General features: G+C 75.2%; 16 protein-coding genes. 3 read left to right on the top strand and 13 right to left on the bottom strand.

The annotated features are described in order from the left end of the window. Positions 1-12: 12 nt before the first annotated feature. From ACI780_RS03015 to ACI780_RS03000, 4 genes are read right to left on the bottom strand one after another with little or no spacing between them, the layout of a single operon-like run. Positions 13-429 (bottom strand): VOC family protein, encoded by a 417-nt coding sequence (locus ACI780_RS03015; protein WP_457000689.1) that lies wholly within the window; start codon positions 427-429, stop codon positions 13-15. A gap of 10 nt (positions 430-439) precedes the next feature. After that, positions 440-874, bottom strand: a complete 435-nt coding sequence (locus ACI780_RS03010; RefSeq protein ID WP_456870695.1) for a helix-turn-helix domain-containing protein — start codon at positions 872-874, stop codon at positions 440-442. A 28-nt stretch (positions 875-902) separates the two neighbouring features. Next, on the bottom strand, positions 903-1,826 hold the full coding sequence (locus tag ACI780_RS03005; RefSeq protein ID WP_457000688.1) for an alpha/beta fold hydrolase: 924 nt from the start codon (positions 1,824-1,826) through the stop codon (positions 903-905). Positions 1,827-1,877: 51 nt separating this feature from the next. Continuing rightward, positions 1,878-2,159, bottom strand: a complete 282-nt coding sequence (locus tag ACI780_RS03000; protein WP_457000687.1) for a hypothetical protein — start codon at positions 2,157-2,159, stop codon at positions 1,878-1,880. Positions 2,160-2,367: 208 nt separating this feature from the next. On the opposite strand from ACI780_RS03000, the gene ACI780_RS02995 reads away from it, so the two are divergent. Beyond that, the gene (locus ACI780_RS02995) at positions 2,368-2,829 is read left to right on the top strand and encodes a hypothetical protein (RefSeq protein ID WP_457000686.1); all 462 of its coding nucleotides are present in this window, start codon (positions 2,368-2,370) and stop codon (positions 2,827-2,829) included. 278 nt (positions 2,830-3,107) lie between these two features. Then, positions 3,108-3,659, top strand: a complete 552-nt coding sequence (locus ACI780_RS02990) for a copper resistance CopC family protein (protein WP_457000685.1) — start codon at positions 3,108-3,110, stop codon at positions 3,657-3,659. An 85-nt stretch (positions 3,660-3,744) separates the two neighbouring features. Here the strand turns inward: ACI780_RS02990 and uvrA are convergent, their stop codons facing one another. Continuing rightward, the gene (uvrA, locus tag ACI780_RS02985; RefSeq protein ID WP_457000684.1) at positions 3,745-6,642 is read right to left on the bottom strand and encodes an excinuclease ABC subunit UvrA; all 2,898 of its coding nucleotides are present in this window, start codon (positions 6,640-6,642) and stop codon (positions 3,745-3,747) included. Positions 6,643-6,781: 139 nt separating this feature from the next. Continuing rightward, positions 6,782-8,218, bottom strand: coding sequence for an amidase (locus ACI780_RS02980; protein ID WP_457000683.1), 1,437 nt, complete (start codon positions 8,216-8,218; stop codon positions 6,782-6,784). A 48-nt stretch (positions 8,219-8,266) separates the two neighbouring features. Between ACI780_RS02980 and ACI780_RS02975 the strand changes: the two genes are divergently transcribed. Next, positions 8,267-8,923 carry an MBL fold metallo-hydrolase gene (locus ACI780_RS02975; RefSeq protein ID WP_457000682.1) on the top strand — a complete coding sequence of 219 codons (657 nt, stop codon included), beginning with the start codon at positions 8,267-8,269 and terminating at the stop codon, positions 8,921-8,923. Positions 8,924-9,049: 126 nt separating this feature from the next. On the opposite strand, the gene ACI780_RS02970 is transcribed toward ACI780_RS02975, so the two are convergent. The 7 genes from ACI780_RS02970 to ACI780_RS02940 all read right to left on the bottom strand — a co-directional run bounded on the left by ACI780_RS02970 (position 9,050) and on the right by ACI780_RS02940 (position 16,491). After that, positions 9,050-9,811 (bottom strand): SDR family NAD(P)-dependent oxidoreductase, encoded by a 762-nt coding sequence (locus tag ACI780_RS02970; protein ID WP_457000681.1) that lies wholly within the window; start codon positions 9,809-9,811, stop codon positions 9,050-9,052. A 13-nt stretch (positions 9,812-9,824) separates the two neighbouring features. Next, a complete protein-coding gene (locus tag ACI780_RS02965) occupies positions 9,825-10,826 on the bottom strand; it encodes an acetamidase/formamidase family protein (protein WP_456870704.1) in 1,002 nt (333 codons plus the stop codon). Positions 10,827-10,872: 46 nt separating this feature from the next. Further along, complete coding sequence (locus ACI780_RS02960) at positions 10,873-12,087, bottom strand: alpha-hydroxy acid oxidase (RefSeq protein WP_456870705.1); 1,215 nt, start codon at positions 12,085-12,087, stop codon at positions 10,873-10,875. Between the two features lie 55 nt (positions 12,088-12,142). After that, positions 12,143-12,958 carry a TerD family protein gene (locus ACI780_RS02955; RefSeq protein ID WP_457000680.1) on the bottom strand — a complete coding sequence of 272 codons (816 nt, stop codon included), beginning with the start codon at positions 12,956-12,958 and terminating at the stop codon, positions 12,143-12,145. 79 nt (positions 12,959-13,037) lie between these two features. Then, positions 13,038-14,801, bottom strand: a complete 1,764-nt coding sequence (locus ACI780_RS02950; protein WP_457000679.1) for a S9 family peptidase — start codon at positions 14,799-14,801, stop codon at positions 13,038-13,040. A 72-nt stretch (positions 14,802-14,873) separates the two neighbouring features. After that, positions 14,874-15,836, bottom strand: a complete 963-nt coding sequence (locus ACI780_RS02945) for an AIM24 family protein (protein ID WP_457000678.1) — start codon at positions 15,834-15,836, stop codon at positions 14,874-14,876. Positions 15,837-15,846: 10 nt separating this feature from the next. Next, positions 15,847-16,491, bottom strand: a complete 645-nt coding sequence (locus ACI780_RS02940; protein WP_456870709.1) for an AIM24 family protein — start codon at positions 16,489-16,491, stop codon at positions 15,847-15,849. Positions 16,492-16,493 lie beyond the last annotated feature (2 nt).

The following is a 16,493-nucleotide window of genomic DNA, read 5'->3' as shown; positions in this document are numbered from 1 at the left end:
AGCCGCCCCGGGTCAGCCGGCCGGGGTCATCTGGGCGATGCGCACCGAGTTGCCGAACGGGTCGCGCAGCCCGAAGTCGATGCCGTAGGGCTGCACGACCGGCTCCTCGGGCAGCTCGACGCCCTTGTCCCTCAGCTCGGCGTGGGTCTTGTGCGCGTCGTCGGTGGTGAGGAACAGGTGCCCGCCGCCGGCGCCCTTGGTGACGAGGTCGCGCACCGTGTCGGCGATCTCCGCGCTCACCGACGGCGGGGCGGGCCGCTCGAGCAGCACGGCGTGCCCGGGGTCGTTCGGGAGGGCGACGGTGAGGAAGCGCATCGGCCCGAACTGCTGGTCGGTCTGGACCTCGAAGCCCAGCTTGCCGACGTAGAAGTCCAGCGCCTGGTCCTGGTCCAGCACGTAGAGGGAGGTGATCGAGATCGAGGTCAACATGCAGGTGACGCTAGGGGCCGCCGTCGTCGGCGGGCTTCTCCGGAACTGCTGTCTTCTCGCTCGGCCGCAGCCAGCGCATCCCGAAGCACGAGGGCACCGGCGCCAGCGGCCCGCGCCGCCGGTACGCGCTCGGCGGCTCGCCGACGATCTCGGCGAACACCCGGCTGAACGTGCCGAGGCTGGAGAAGCCGACCGCCAGGCAGACGTCGGTGACCGAGCGGTCGGTGCTGCGCAGCAGGAACATCGCCCGCTCCACCCGCCGTCGCCGCAGGTAGCTGTTGGGGGTCTCCCCGAAGGTGGCCCGGAAGGTGCGGCTGAAGTGCGCCGGCGAGACGTGCGCGACCCGGGCCAGCGCGGCGACGTCGAGCGGCTCGCCGTAGCTGCGGTCCATGGCGTCCCGGGCGCGTAGCATCCGCCGGTTGGAGTCCTCGCCGGCCCGGCTCACGGTGTCGTCCTCCTGGAGCCCGGCGCCGTCAGGGCAGGTGGTCCTCGAGCCAGGAGAGCAGGTCGGCGGTCACCTCGTCGCGGTTGGTCTCGTTGAAGACCTCGTGCCGCGCGTCGGGGTAGACGTGCTGCTCGACCGGCAGGCCGCGCTCGCGCAGCAGCCCGGCCAGCGCGGTGACCTGGGAGGCGTCCTCCCCGCCGACCGGGTCCCGCTGCCCCGACAGGACCAGCACGGGCAGCCCGGCGGGCAGGCCGGTCACGGCCTCGGGGCTCGCCACCCGGGCGGCGAGGGCGAACATCGCGGCGCCGTAGCCGTGGGTGGGAGGGAAGTCGTCGCCGCAGAGCGGGTCGGCGAGGTAGGCGTCGACCTCGGCCGGGTCGCGGCTGAGCCAGTCGTGCTGGGTGCGGGCCGGCTCGAAGGCCGCGTTGAACCCGCTGAGGACGTCCAGCGGCTGCTCCCCCATGCCGGCCGCGACCGCGGCCGCCAGCTGCTCGGCCGCGGCGGCGAAGTGGGGGGCGACGCCGATGGGGCCGGAGAGCACCAGCCCGTCGAGGTCGGTGCCGTCGCGCTCGGCCGAGGCCAGCGCCACGACCGAGCCCAGGGAGTGGCCGATCAGGAACCGCGGGACGTCGGGGTGGTCGGCGGCCAGCCGCTCGCCGAGGTCGCGGACGTCGTCGAGGACGGCGTCGCTGCTGGCCGCGTGCCCGGCCCTCGGGTCACCGAAGCGGCCGGGCCCGGTGGACCGCGCGGTGAGCCCGTGCCCGCGCTGGTCGAGCGCGGCGACGGCGAACCCCCGGGCGGTGAGCGCCGATGCCAGCCGGCCGTAGCGGCCGGCGTGCTCGGAGAGCCCGTGCACCACCTGGACGGTCGCGCGGACCTCGCCGTCGGGCGTCCAGCGGCGCTCGGCCAGCTGGGCGCCGTCGGCGGCGGGGACGAAGGTGGGTTCGGTCACGGGCGGGCCTCCTCGGACGTCGTCGTCGGGGGTCAGCCTGCCCCACCCAGGTCAGCCGGTGGCGCGGGACCGGCTCAGCGCGGGCGGGTGCACCGTTGCGGCGGCCCGCTGGGTGAACCGCACGACGCGGGAACCGAGCACGAGCGCCGCGACCAGTCCCACCCCGCCGGCCGGGACGGCGACGATCCCCGGGACGGCGTCGCCCGTGATCGCCAGCGCGGCGACGGTGACCAGTGCGAGGAGGACGAGGGTGGAGCGCACGCCCCCGGACCTGCGGTCGGGCTTGCCGCAGTGCGACAGGTCGGGATCGCAGTCGGGCGTGAGCGCGCTCATCGGCGTCTCCTCCATCGCAGGACCTCGCTACGCCCGATCGACGGCGTGACGTCGGTCACAGCGACGATACGGGCGGGGCCGGTTCCGCTCAAGGGGTGGATCACCGGGCGGCTCAGACTCCTGGACGACGTCCTCGCCGAGCCCCTGAGCGGCAGTTTCTTCCCCATGCGGCTTGCTCGCCAACCTGCTCGAACGTGTGATCGAACACGTGACGGAGGTGCTGGCGGTCGATGAGCCCGTGGCGGGCCGGGCGTCGGGGCCGCTGGGTGCGGTGCAGGCCGCCGACCGGGAGATCTCCCGGCAGACGGCGTTGCGGGCGCGGGCGATCGCGGCGTTCGCGGAGACGCGGCCGGCGTCGGCCGACCGGCCCCGCCTCGCCCTCACCGACACCCTGCTCGCCCTCACCGACCTGCCCGGCCTGCGCCGCGCCGCCCGCGGGCTGGGCGCTCCGGCTGAGAGCCCCGGCTACCGGCCCGCCGCCGCCCTGGACCGGTTCCTGCGCACCCGCGACCGGCACTGCCGCTTCCCCGGCTGCCGCCGCCCCGTCCCCCGTCACGGCGAACTCGACCACCACACCCCCTGGCCGGCCGGGCCCACCGCCGCGGGCAACCTGGCCGGTTACTGCACCGGCCACCACCGCTCGACGGCCCCGTCCAGGGTCCCGCCCTGAGCTTGCGAAGGGCGGGGAGGACGGGGTCCTTCCTCAGGCACCCGGCTGGCGACACCGGCTGGCACCCGACGGCACCCTCACCGTCACCACCCCATCCGGCCTCACCGCCACCACCGAACCACCGCCCTACTGAGCGAGGCGCCGGACCCGAGGACGGACCAACGGGAACCGCACGGCGCCCGGCGACGACCATGCACGTGAACACCCGTGCTCCTGGAGGTCCCGTGTCGCCGGCCGTCACTCGCTCACCCGCCGTACCAGCGCGCCTCCTCGCGACGGTGGTGCTCGTCCTCGGCCTCCTGCTGGCCGCGCCCGGCACCGCGTCGGCGCACACCGGCCTGCGGACCACCGAGCCGGCGGCCGACACGAGCGTCACCGCCGCCCCGCAGGCGGTGACGCTCACCTTCAGCGCCTCCGTGCTGGGCGGTGAGGTCACGGTGACCGGGCCCGACGGCGCGCCCGTGGGGTCCGGGCCCGTGGCGCACGACGGCGCCGTCCTCACCGCACCGGTCGCGCTGACGGCAGCGGGCCGGCACACCGTCACCTGGTCAGCGGTCGCCGACGACGGTCACGCCCTCGACGGCACGTTCGCGTTCGACTTCGCCCCGGCCACACCGATCCCGACCACCGCCGCACCGACCACCAGCACGCCGACCAGCACCACGCCGGCACCGACGCCCGACGAGGCAGCCCCGACCACCGACACCGGGACCGACACGGCGTCCGCGTCGTCCGACGATGGAGGCCTCCCCGGCTGGGTGCTCCCCGCCGCCGCGGTGGCCCTGCTCGCCGTCAGCGCGCTCGCCGTCCTCCGGCTCCGCCGCCGCTGAGCGCCCGGGTAGCGCCCTCCGCCCGGAACGACGACGGCGCCGGCCCCGGGGACGTCCCGGGACCGGCGCCGTCGTGCGGGAGGCGTCAGCTCGCGCGCTTGCGGGTGGCCCGCTTCTTCGGGCCGGCCGCGGCGGCCTCGACCGCCGCGGGGTCGAGCATCGGCACCAGGTAGCGGCCGGTGTGCGACTCGGGCACCGACGCCACGAACTCCGGCGGCCCCTCGGCCACCACCGTGCCGCCCCGGAACCCGCCCTCGGGACCCATGTCGATCAGCCAGTCGGCGCTCTTGATCACGTCGAGGTTGTGCTCGATGACGATCACCGAGTTGCCCTTGTCGACCAGGCCCTGCAGCACCAGCAGCAGCTTGCGGATGTCCTCGAAGTGCAGGCCGGTGGTCGGCTCGTCGAGGACGTACACGCTGCGGCCGTTGGACCGCTTCTGCAGCTCGCTGGCCAGCTTCACCCGCTGCGCCTCGCCGCCGGACAGCGTCGTGGCCGGCTGGCCCAACCGTACGTAGCCCAGCCCGACGTCGGTGAGGGTGCGCAGGTACCGGGAGATCGACGGGATCGCGGCGAAGAAGTCCGCGGCCTCCTCGATCGGCATGTCGAGGACCTCGGCGACCGTCTTGCCCTTGTAGTGCACCTCGAGGGTCTCCCGGTTGAACCGGGCGCCCTTGCACACCTCGCACGGGACGTAGACGTCCGGCAGGAAGTTCATCTCGATCTTGATCGTGCCGTCGCCGGAGCACGCCTCGCAGCGCCCGCCCTTGACGTTGAAGGAGAAGCGCCCCGGCTGGTAGCCGCGGATCTTCGCCTCCGACGTCTGCGCGAACAGCTTGCGGACCTGGTCCCAGACGCCGGTGTAGGTGGCCGGGTTGGACCGCGGCGTGCGGCCGATCGGTGACTGGTCGACGTGCACGACCTTGTCCAGGTGCTCCAGGCCGGTGACCGTGCGGTGCCGCCCGGGCACCATCCGCGCCCGGTTGAGCTGGTTGGCCAGCACCGTGTAGAGGATGTCGTTGACCAGGCTCGACTTGCCCGACCCGGACACCCCGGTGACGCCCACCAGCAGGCCGAGCGGGAACGTGACGTCGACGCCCTTGAGGTTGTGCTCGCGGGCGCCCTTCACGACGAGCTCGCGGCCGGGCTGCGGCTGCCGCCGCACCTTCGGCACGGTGATCTCCCGCCGCCCGGACAGGTACTGCCCGGTCATCGACCGCTCGCTCGCCAGCAGCTCCTCGACGGTGCCGCTGACGATCACCTCGCCGCCGTGCTCACCGGCGCCCGGGCCGATGTCGACCACCCAGTCCGCGGTCTTGATGGTGTCCTCGTCGTGCTCGACGACGATGAGCGTGTTGCCCATGTCGCGCAGCCGCACCAGCGTCTCGATCAGCCGGGTGTTGTCGCGCTGGTGCAGCCCGATCGAGGGCTCGTCGAGGACGTACAGGACGCCCACCAGCCCCGAGCCGATCTGGGTGGCCAGTCGGATCCGCTGCGCCTCGCCACCGGCCAGCGTCGCGGCCGGCCGGTCGAGGGACAGGTAGTCCAGGCCGACGTCGACGAGGAACGACAGCCGCGCCTGGATCTCCTTGAGCACGCGGTCGGCGATCGCCCGCTCGCGCTCGCCCAGCTCCAGGGCGCGCAACCAGTCGGCGGCCTCGCCGATCGACAGGCCGGTGACCTCGGCGATCGAGCGGCCGCTGAGCTTGACGGCGAGGATCTCCGGCTTGAGCCGGGTGCCGTGGCAGACGGGACAGGGCACGTCGCGCATGTAGCCCTCGTACTTGTCCCGCATGTAGTCGCTGTCGGTGTCCTCGTGCCGCCGCTCGAGGAAGGGCAGCACCCCCTCGAACGCGGCGTAGTAGCTGCGCTCGCGGCCGTAGCGGTTCTTGTACCGGACGTGCACCTGGTCCGGCGAGCCGTGCAGCACCGCCTTCTGCACCTTGGCCGGCAGCTTCTCCCACGGGGTGTCCATGGAGAAACCGAGCTGGTCGGCGAGCCCGGACAGCAGCCGCTGGAAGTACTCGTTGCTCATCGACCCGGCCCAGGGGGCGACCGCGCCCTCGGCGAGGCTCTTCTCCGGGTCGGGGATGACGAGGTCGGGGTCCACCTCCTTGCGGGTGCCGATGCCGGTGCACTCGGGGCAGGCGCCGAACGGCGAGTTGAAGGAGAAGCTGCGCGGCTCGAGCGCCTCGAACGACAGGCCGTCGTCGACACAGGCCAGGTGCTCGGAGAAGGTGCGCTCCCGCTCCGGGTCGCCCTCGGGCAGGTCGACGAAGTCGAGGACCACCAGGCCGCCGGCCAGGCCGAGCGCCGTCTCGACCGAGTCGGTGAGGCGGCGCTTGGCGCTCGCCTTCACCGTCAGCCGGTCGACGATGACCTCGATCGTGTGCTTCTCCTGCTTCTTCAGCTTCGGCGGCTCGGTGAGCGGGTGCACCACGCCGTCGACCCGGACCCGGGAGAAGCCCTGCGTCTGCAGCGAGCTGAACAGGTCGACGTACTCGCCCTTGCGGGCCCGCACGACCGGCGCGAGCACCTGGAAGCGGGTGCCCTCCTCCATCGCCAGCACCTGGTCGACGATCTGCTGCGGCGTCTGGCGCGAGATCGGCTTGCCGCAGTTGGGGCAGTGCGGCTGGCCGGCGCGGGCGTAGAGCAGCCGCAGGTAGTCGTAGACCTCGGTGATCGTGCCGACGGTCGAGCGCGGGTTGCGGTTGGTCGACTTCTGGTCGATCGACACCGCCGGGGACAACCCCTCGATGAAGTCGACGTCGGGCTTGTCCATCTGGCCGAGGAACTGGCGGGCGTAGGCCGACAGCGACTCGACGTAGCGCCGCTGGCCCTCGGCGAAGATGGTGTCGAAGGCCAGGCTCGACTTGCCCGACCCGGACAGCCCGGTGAAGACGATCAGGGCGTCGCGGGGCAGGTCGAGGTGGACGTCCTTGAGGTTGTGCTCACGGGCGCCGCGGACGACGAGACGGTCCAATGTGATCCCTGTCGGTCAGCCGGGCCGGCCGGTCTCGCCGGGCCGCGGTCAGGATGTCGAGATGTCGATACGGGCAACGCCGTCACTGCCCGGGCGCAATCCGTGACGACGGCGACGTTGCCGTCTGCTGCGGGTGTGCTCAGACGGGAGCCGGCGACGGCGCTCCGGCACGGGCTCCGGCTCCGCCGCCGGCGGGGTCGAAGACCGGCGCGTGCCGCCGCCAGGGCTGCCGGCGCTCCAGCTCTCCGGCCAGCCAGAGTAGTCGCGTCTCGCTGCCCGGGGGGCCGACCAGCTGGACGGCCACCGGCACCCCCTCGGGCCGGGTGCCGACCGGCACGACCGCGGCGGGGAACCCGGCCAGGTTCCACGGCGAGGCCCACGGGCCCCAGCGGGCGCCGGCCGTGACGTTGGCCCACACGCCGCGCTCGTGCCAGGGCCGCGCCGGCAGCGGCGGGCCGTTGGTGATGGGGCTGAGCAGCACGTCGAGGTCGTGCTCGGCGAAGAACGCCGCCGTCCGCGCCCGGAACCGCTCGGCGGTGGCCGGCCGGACCAGGCCGGCGCGGCGGGCCAGCCGGCCGAGGCGGGCGTGGCCGCGGCTGCGCGGCTGCAGCGCCGCGGGGTCGAGTCCGAGGGCGGCGGCGTCGTCGTGCGCACCGGCGAACCACCGGGCGAGGCCGCCGACCGCCGCGTCGAGCGGCACCACCGGGTCGCGCTCGTCCACGACGTGACCGGCGCCGCGCAGCAGCCGCGCCGTCCGCTCCACCGCGGCGCGGGCCGGGCCGTCGGGACGGGCGCCGGGGACCGGCGACCGGCGGGCGACGGCGATCCGAAGCGACCGGCCCGGGTCGGGCGGGGCGGCCGGCGGCTGCCCGGCGAGGACGGCGGTGCCGAGCGCGAGGTCGGCGACGGTGGTGGCCAGCACGCCGTTCTCGACCATGCCGCTCCAGTCGAGCGGCAGGGTGGGCACCAGCCCGCGGCCGGGCTTGAGCGTGACCAGCCCGCAGGCGGCGGCCGGCAGCCGCAGCGAGCCCATGCCGTCGTTGCCCAGGGCCAGCGGCACCACGCCGGCGGCGACCGCGGCGGCGCTGCCCCCGGAGCTCCCGGCCGGTGACAGCGCGGTGTCCCAGGGGTTGCGGGTGACCGTGCCCGGCCCGTCGGTGGCGGCGTAGAGGCATAGCTCCGGCACCCGGGTGATGCCGACGACGACGGCCCCCGCGGCGCGCAGCCGGGCGACGACCTCGTGGTCGCCCGGCGCGTGAACCCCGGGGTGGTCGGCGCAGCCGTCCGTCACCGTCTCGCCGGCGACGGCCAGGTTGTCCTTCACCGCCACCGGGACGCCGGCCAGCGGGAGGGACGCTCGGTCGGGCCGGGCGTCGACCGCCGCCGCCTCGGCCAGGGCCGCCTGCTCGCGGACCACCCGGAACGCGCCGATCCGCGGCTCGACGTCGGCGAGGTGGGCCAGGTGCGCGCGGACCACCTCGACGGCGGAGATCTCGCCGGAGCGGACCCGCGCGGCGATCTCGGTGGCGGGCAGACCGACGACCCGGCCGCCGCCGGGACCTCCGCTAGCGTCCATGGACGCGACCGTAACCGCGCTCGCCGACAGTTCTCGAACGGAGGCCCGATGACCTACAGCGGCGACGTCGAGGTGGGTGGCCCGGCCGACGTGCGGGGGCTGCCCGGCCTCGTGATCAGCAAGGTCGCGGTCAGCGAGATGGCCAACAACGCCTACCTGCTGCGCTGCACCGCCACCGGCCAGGCGCTGCTCGTCGACGCCGCGGCCGAGCCGGAGACGCTGCGCGCGCTGATCGGCGACGCCGACCTGCGCACCGTCGTCACCACGCACGGGCACTGGGACCACCACCGCGCGCTGCCCGACGTCGTCGCGGCCACCGGTGCGCGCACGGTGGCGCACGCCGCCGACGCCGGCGACCTGCCGGTGCCGGTCGACCGGACGGTGGCCCACGGCGACACAGTCGAGGTCGGCGAGCAGGTGCTCGAGGTGGTGCACCTGCGCGGGCACACGCCCGGCAGCATCACGCTGGTCTGGCGGGGCCCGGGCGACGCCGGCACGCACGCGTTCACCGGCGACAGCCTCTTCCCGGGCGGGGTCGGCAAGACCTGGTCGCCGGAGGACTTCACCAGCCTCCTCGACGACGTCGAGGCGCGGCTGTTCGGCGCCCTGCCCGACGAGACCTGGGTCTACCCGGGCCACGGCAAGGACACGACGCTGGGCACCGAGCGTCCGTCACTGCCGGAGTGGCGCGCCCGGGGCTGGTGACCGCTACCGCGTCCGCACCCGGCACTCCCGGCGCTGCCGAGACGCACCGACGCCCGGACGGTGTGCGCTCAGGTGCAGGTCCCGGGCTGGGCACTGCACCTCGGCGCACACCGTCGGCCGACGAGGTCAGAGCTGGATGCCGCGGGTCAACCCCCCGTCGACGACCAGGTGGGTGCCGGTGGTGCGGCTGGACACCGGGCTGGAGAGGAAGACCACCGCCCGGGCCGACTCCTCGGGCGTGCCCATGTGCCCGGTCGGGTTCAACCCCACGGCGAGGGAGAAGAGGTCCGGGTTCCCCTGCTCGATCTGCTGCCAGACCCCGCCCTCGAAGTAGGTGTTGCCGGGCGAGACCACGTTGGCCCGCACGCCGCGACCGGCCAGCTGGAAGGCGAGCCCGGAGACGTAGCCGATGATCGCCGTCTTCATGGTCCCGTACGGGCCGGCGGCGAAGTCGGCCTCGCGACCGGAGACGCTGGAGACGGCGACGATCGACCCGTTCGGGCTGGCCTCCAGGTGCGGCAGCGCCGCCTGCGACAGGCGGACGGTGTGCATGAGGTCGACCTCGAAGGACGTGTACCAGTTCTCCTCCGTGTCGGGGATGGCGAGGGCGCTGACGTTGGCGACGACGGCGTCCAGCCCGCCGAGCCGGCCCGCCGCGGCCTCGACCCAGCCGGTCAGCGCCGGCCCGTCCCGGACGTCGAGCCGCGCGCCGGTCGCCCGGCCGCCGCGCTCGGCGACCGCCTTCTCCGTCGCCTCGATCTCCGCGGCGTCGCGGGCGCAGAACTCCACGACGGCGCCCTCGTCGACGAAGGCCTCGACGATGGCGCGGCCGATGCCGCGGGTGCCGCCGGTGACGAGCACGCGGGAGCCGGTCAGCTGCAGGTCCAAGGGGTCCTCCCGGTCAGAGCAGGGACGCCGCGCGGCGGCGGAGGTCGTCGTGCAGCCCGTCGTACGCGGCCGCCCGGGGCAGCAGCGACTTGCGGGCCTTCACCACGGTGCTGTAGTTCGCGTCGACCACGTTCGCGATCGGCACCTCGGTGATCTGGGACAGCAGCTGGTAGGCGTCCATCGGGTGCAGCCCGTACAGCTCGCCGAACCACCGCACCAGCTCGACCTGGCCGATCCGCCACGCGTCCTCCAGCGGCCGGCTCGACCCGACGGTCATCCAGTGCGTGTCGTCCTCGAGGCGCGGCCACAGGGGTGCCCCGCCCTTCACCAGCTCCACGACCAGCGTGGTGGTCATCGCGCCCTCGACGGCGGTGCCGCAGGCCTCGCCCTCGCCCTGGCGGTAGTGGCCGTCGCCGATCGAGAACAGCGCCCCCTCGACGTTGACGCCGAGGAAGCAGGTGGTGCCCGGCCGCATCTGCGGGGAGTCCATGTTGCCGCCGAAGCGCTCGGGCACCAGCGAGCTGCGCACCTCACCGCCGGGCGGGGCGACCCCCACCGTGCCCAGCATCGGCGCCACCGGCAGCGCCACCTGCAGCTCGCTGTGCCGGGCCGCGAAGGTGACCGTGTTCGCCGCCCGGTCGAGCTCGTAGATCCAGGTCGTGTCCGGCAGCGGCTCCTGCAGGGTCGCCGTCCGGTCGGTGCTGGTCAGCCCGCCGAAGAACGGGATCGCCGCGGACGCGCCCCAGTCGCGCGCCGGCTCCATCGCGACGAAGTGCAGCGCCAGGGTGTCCCCCGGCTCGGCGCCCTCGACGTGGAAGGGGCCGGTCTGCGGGTTCACGAACCGCAGGTCGACCTTCTCCGCGGACAGGTCGGTCGGCTTCTGCAGCGCGCCGCAGAACGCGTCGTCGGACCAGACCCGCAGCGCCGTGCCGGGCCTGATCCGCATCAGGGGAGCGACGCCGCCGAAGGTGAACGCGTACTGCTCGAACCCGGGAACGACCTCGACGACGTCCATCGCCGCACCCTAGGAACTCGCAGGTGGGCACGGCAACCGGCGGCGATCAGTCGCGCAGCCGCACCCGGTCCGGCGTCAGCTCGGCGACCGAGGTCACGCCGAGCAGCCGCAGCGTGCGGGTGACGTCCCCGGCCAGGATGTCCGCGGCCCGCTGCACCCCGCGCTCGCCGCCGGCCATGAGCCCGTACAGGTAGGCCCGGCCCACCAGGCAGCCGCGGGCCCCGAGGGCGACGGCGGCCACCACGTCGGCGCCGTCGAGGATGCCGCCGTCGAGGTACACCTCGGCGCGGTCGCCGACCGCGGCCACCACCGCGGGCAGCTCCTCCAGCGGGGTGGGGGCGCGGTCCAGCTGGCGGCCGCCGTGGTTGGAGACGACGACCGCGTCGGCCCCGGCGTCCACGACCACCCGCGCGTCCTCCGCCGTCTGCACGCCCTTCACCACCAGCGCCCCGGACCACGTCTCCCGCAGCGCGCGGACGTCGTCCGGCGTCGCGGCGGGCTCGAAGACGCGGTCGGCGAGCTCGGCGACCGTGCCGCCCCAGGACCGCAGCGAGGCGAACTCGAGCGGCTCGGTGGTGAGCAGGTCGATCCACCAGCGGGGGTGGACGGCGGCGTCGGCGACGGTCCGCAGGGTCAGCGCGGGCGGGATGGTCAGGCCGTTGCGCACGTCGCGCAGCCGCGGCCCGGCCACCGGGGTGTCGACGGTCAGGACCAGCGCCTCGTACCCGGCCGCGGCGGCCCGCTCGACCAGCGCGGCGCTGGCCGCGCGGTCCCGCCACAGGTAGAGCTGGAACCAGCGGCGCACGGCGGGCGCGGCGGCCGCCAGCTCCTCGATCGTCGTGGTCCCCATGGTCGACAGGGCGTGCGGGATGCCGACCCGCTCGGCCACCCGGCCCACCGCCGTCTCGCCCTCGGTGTGCATGAGCCGGGTGAAGCCGGTCGGCGCGAACGCCAGCGGCAGCGCCGACGGCCGGCCGAGCAGCACCGTCGAGGGGTCGACGACGGAGACGTCGCGCAGCACGCTGGGCCGGAACTCGACCCGCCGGAACGCCTCGCGGGCGCGCCGCAGGGCGATCTCCGCCCCGGCGGCGCCGTCGGTGTAGTCGAAGACCGCGCGCGGTGCCCGCCGGCGGGCGAGCTCGCGCAGGTCGCCGATGCTCGCCGCGCGGGCGAGCCGGCGGTCGGTGGCGTCGCCGGGCGGGCGGCGCGGCCGGACCAGCTCGCCCACCTCCGACCAGCGGGGCAGCCTGCGCTCCACCACGGGGGATCCCCTTCCGTCGTCGTGCAGGTGCCCCGCCGGCCCGGCGGTCAGCGGCTCACTTGCGGCCCGGGGTCCAGTCCATGCCCCAGCCGTAGGTGCGGTCGAGCACGTCCTGGCCGCCGTGCACGTAGCGCACCTCGCGGTTGACGACGAGCTGCCCGCCCTGGTTCTGGATCATCGCGATGGCGCAGATGCGGGCCCGCGGGTCGTGCTCGTCCAGGCGCACCTCGATCTGCGGCCCGGACGCCGGGTACATCGTGACGACGGCGTCGGCCTGACCCCAGTTCGGCACGCCCTCGTAGATCAGCGCGAACACGAGGATCCGCCGGATCAGCTGCGTGTGCTGCAGGTCGATGAGCAGGTTCTCCCCGCCGGCGGCCGACCCCGAGCGGTCGTCCCCGTCCAGCCACGCGATCGACCGGCCGCCGCCGAGGTTGTGCTGCCCGCGGAAGGCGTTGCCGAGTGCCTGGATGACGCCCCTGGAGCCGTCGGCGTACTCGTACAGGCACCCGAGGTCGAGGTCGATGGCGCCGCCGCCGGCCGCCCCGGCCAGCCGCTTGAGGAACCCCCCACCGCCACCGCCGCCGCCAGGCCTGGAGTTCCAGTTGAGGTTGACCCTCAGGATCCCGGTGGTGCCGGCCGTCTTGGTGAGCGAGACCGACGGCGCCGACTTGGTCAGCGACACCTTGCTCATGTTCACGCCGCCCGGCGGGGCCGGCGGCGGCTGCTGCCCGTACTGCTGCTGCCCGTACTGCTGCTGTCCGTGCGGTGGCTGGGCCGGGGGTGCCCCGTACGGCTGCCCCGGCGGCGGCTGCTCGGCCGGCGGCTGCTGGGGCGGCGGGGACTTCGGGCGCTTCGTGTAGTCGACCAAGGGGAGCCCTCCCGCAGGTCCCCGGTGCGCGGGGCCTGCTCGCTGAGCGGCGGGTACGTCCCCTGACCCTAGGGGGCGGTCACGCCCGGCGGTCCAGGCCGACCTGCTGCGCCCCGTCGACCGCCTCGTCGTCCTCGGGATCGCCGACACCCGGCGGCGCGACGGGCAGCCAGCGGTCCCACCAGTCGAGCAGGTGCTCGAACCGGGCCGGGCGGTGCCGGGAGCCGTTCCCGGGGACGAGCAGCAGCGCGCTGGGCACCCGGCGCCGCTGCAGCGCGGCGAACAGCCGCCGGCCCTCCCCCGCCGGGCAGCGCTCGTCCTGCACCCCCAGCGTCGGCGTGACCACGGCGGCGGCGTCGAGGAGGACGTCGTCGGGGTCCGCGCCGGGCGGTGCGTCCGTCCAGTCCACGACGGCGGCGGCGAACCGGTCGGTGCGGGTCAGCAGCGCCGCGGCGGCCGGCCCGCCGGTGAGCCCGACCCGGCCGGCGTCGAGGGCCGGGTCGGCGAGGGCGGTGTCGAGCAGGGCGAGCACGTCGCCGTCGCAGCGCAGCACCGCGTAGCCGGCCGAGGCGAGCACCTGCACGTCGTCGGCGAGCGACCACCCGGGCGCCCGCCCACCGGGCACGGCCACCAGCACCGGGTGGGGACCCGGCCCCGGCGGCACGGTCACCCACAGCCGCGCCTCGGTGCCGTCCGGGGCGACGACGGCGCGCTGCCCGGTGCGGTGCAGCCGGCCCGTGGCACCCAGCGCGGAGCCGAAGCCGGTCAGCAGCCGGCGCCGGCCGGGCGTGATCGCCACCAGCTCCCCCGCGGAGCGGTCGTGGGCGACGGTCGCCACGACCACCCCGGCCGCGGCGACGCAGCCACGCACGGTGAACGGGCCGTCGACCAGCGCGGCGGGCGGGCCGCCGTCGAGCGGCACCCGCACGAGCTCCACCGCGCCCCGCCGCGCGACGCCGGCGAGCACCGCCCCGCCGTCGCGGGCGAGCGCCGGCGGGCCGTCGTGGACGACGCCGTCGAGCAGCGGCTCGAGCTCGCCGCCGGACACCCGCACCCGGCACAGCGCCGGGGACGACGCGGCGCTGTCGAGGCCGTCGGGGCCCAGGTCGGGACGCGCGGTGACGCAGAGGGTGCTGCCGGAGGCGTCGAACACCGGCTGCCGGCACTCGCCGCTGCTGCGGGTGACCCGCCGCGGGCGGCCGCCGGTGAGCGGGACGAGGTAGACGTCGCGGACGCGGTCGCGGTCGGCGCCGGGGTGCCGGGCGGAGACGAAGGCCAGGGTGGCGCCGTCGGGTGACCAGGCGACGTCGGCGTCGGCGGCGGTGCCGTCGGTGAGCTGCCGGGACGCGGGCGGCGCGGCGTCGTCGAGCGGGTCCTCGGGCAGGTCGAGGACGACCACGCAGGTGCGCGGGGCGCCGTCGCGGGTCCCCAGCCGGGTGACCAGGCGCGGCCCGTCGTCGGCCGCCGGTACCGGGGCGACCCAGGCCAGCCGCCGGGAGTCCGGGGACCACACCGGGGCGCCGGCGCCCAGCGGTGCGTCGGTGAGCCGGCGGGGCGCGCCGCCGGCGGTGGGCAGCAGGTGCACCTGCGGCGGGCCGCCCGGGGAGGCGGACAGGTAGGCCAGCCAGCGGCCGTCGGGTGAGAAGGCCGGCGCCGAGTCGGCGGCGCCGGAGGTCAGCGCGCGGGGCGGTGCGGAGCCGTCGGTCGGCACCGCCCACAGCTGCCCGAGCAGGGCGCCGGTGCGGGGGTCGGGCCGGTCCACGGCGACCACCGCCATGCGCCCGTCCGGGGACACGGTGGGCGTGCCCGGCGTGCGCACGAGGGCGAGGTCGGCGGGCCGCATGGCGCACCGAGCGTAGTGCAGCGGTCACCCGCGGCCCGGGTCCACGCGGGACCCGGGCCCCGGGAGACCGGCCTACTGCTGCTGGGCCCGGGCGATCAGCCGCTGGCCGAGCGAGCCGGCCTGGCTGTTGGTGAGCAGCTGCGTCTGCGACTCGACCAGCCGCAGCACCGCCGGGTCCTCGCGGCCGACCTCGGAGGACTGCAGCAGGATCGTGCCCTGCCCGGTGAAGTCGTACTGCCGCTCCTCACCGGAGGCCCGGCCGAGCGCGCCGGAGATCATCCCGCGCAGGTTCTGGGTCATCCACTGCGCGTCGTGGTGCACCGACGGCGACGGGCAGTCGGCCCAGCCGAGCAGCGCGTCGGGGTCGGCGCGGAACGGCGGCTCGACGAAGATCACCGGCCCGTTGGACGAGGCGATGAACTTGCCCGTGCCGAGGAGCGTGACGAACCCCGGGACGATCGACTGCTTGAGCTCCAGCTGCTTGGAGAACGCGCAGAGGTTGCTCGCCTTGATCGTCAGGTTGCCGTCGTCGAGGTCGTAGGAGTTCAGGTCGAACCCGCGGTCGCCGATGAGCAGCTTGCCGTGGCCCTGCGCGACCACCCAGTCGGAGATGTAGACGGGGCTGGAGAACCGCGAGGCGACCCACGCCTGCACCGAGGAGTACTCGGTGACGGCGTCGAACCGGACGTCGCCGTAGTAGGCCAGCATCGCGCCCTTGCTCATGAACCACTCGCCGCCGGTGAGGGCGACGCAGAACACGTAGGGGTTGACGTTGTCGTCGTCGGGCAGCGTGTGCGGGTTGAGCGTGCTCGGCTGCCAGCTCGGCTGACCGCCGGGCGCCGGCTGGCCGGGGTACGGCGGCGGGGGCTGGCCGTAGCTGGGCGGCGGCGGCTGCCCGTAGCCGGGCTGGGGCTGGCCGTAGCCGGGCGGCGGCTGCTGGCCGTACCCGGGCGGCGGCTGGCCGTAGGGCTGGGGCTGGCCGCCGTAGGGGTTGCCCTGGGGCTGGCCGTAGGGGTTGCCGGGTGGGTAGGTCATCTCGTCGCCCTCAGAACTTCTTCTCGCTGGCCTGCACGTACACGGTGCCGTGACCGCCGATCCGCAGCTGGAACGCCTCGCCGGACCCGCGGCCCACGACGTCGCGGAAGCCGACCTTGGCCGCGAGGTCGACGGTGAGCTGCCCGACGTGGCCGACGTAGGCCTGCGGGTCGACGCCGATCTGCTGCCCCTGCAGCTGCAGCGGGAAGGCGCCGCCGTGCGAGAGCAGCGCGACCGCGCCGCGCCCGTGGACGTTGGTGGTGAACAGGCCCTGCCCGGTCATCGCGCCGCTGATGGCCTGCCGGATGCCGCCCGAGCCGAGGAACTGCACGCTCGTCTGCAGCGTGGCGTCGTGCGCCAGCAGCCGGTCGGCCTCGCAGACCAGCGGCGCGCCGCCGTCGAGCTCCAGGACGGTGACGTGCAGGCCCTTGTGGCCGTAGAGCACCTGGCCGGTGCCCTCGGTGGCCATCATCGGGTTGGACTCACCCGACATCGCCGCGCCGACCATGCCGCCGATGCCGCGGCCCTGCCCGTGGACGGGGCGGAAGGCGACCTGCCCGGAGTAGCCGAGCATCGAGCCGCGGCGGGCGAGCACCGGGGTGCCGGGCGTGACGTGCGCGCGCACGACCTTGCTGTTGACGGTCTCGAAGGGCATGG

This window comes from Geodermatophilus sp. SYSU D00814, assembly GCF_054050055.1.
Note: the sequence above shows the minus strand (reverse complement) of the source record. Positions and strands in the feature narration are given on the sequence as shown.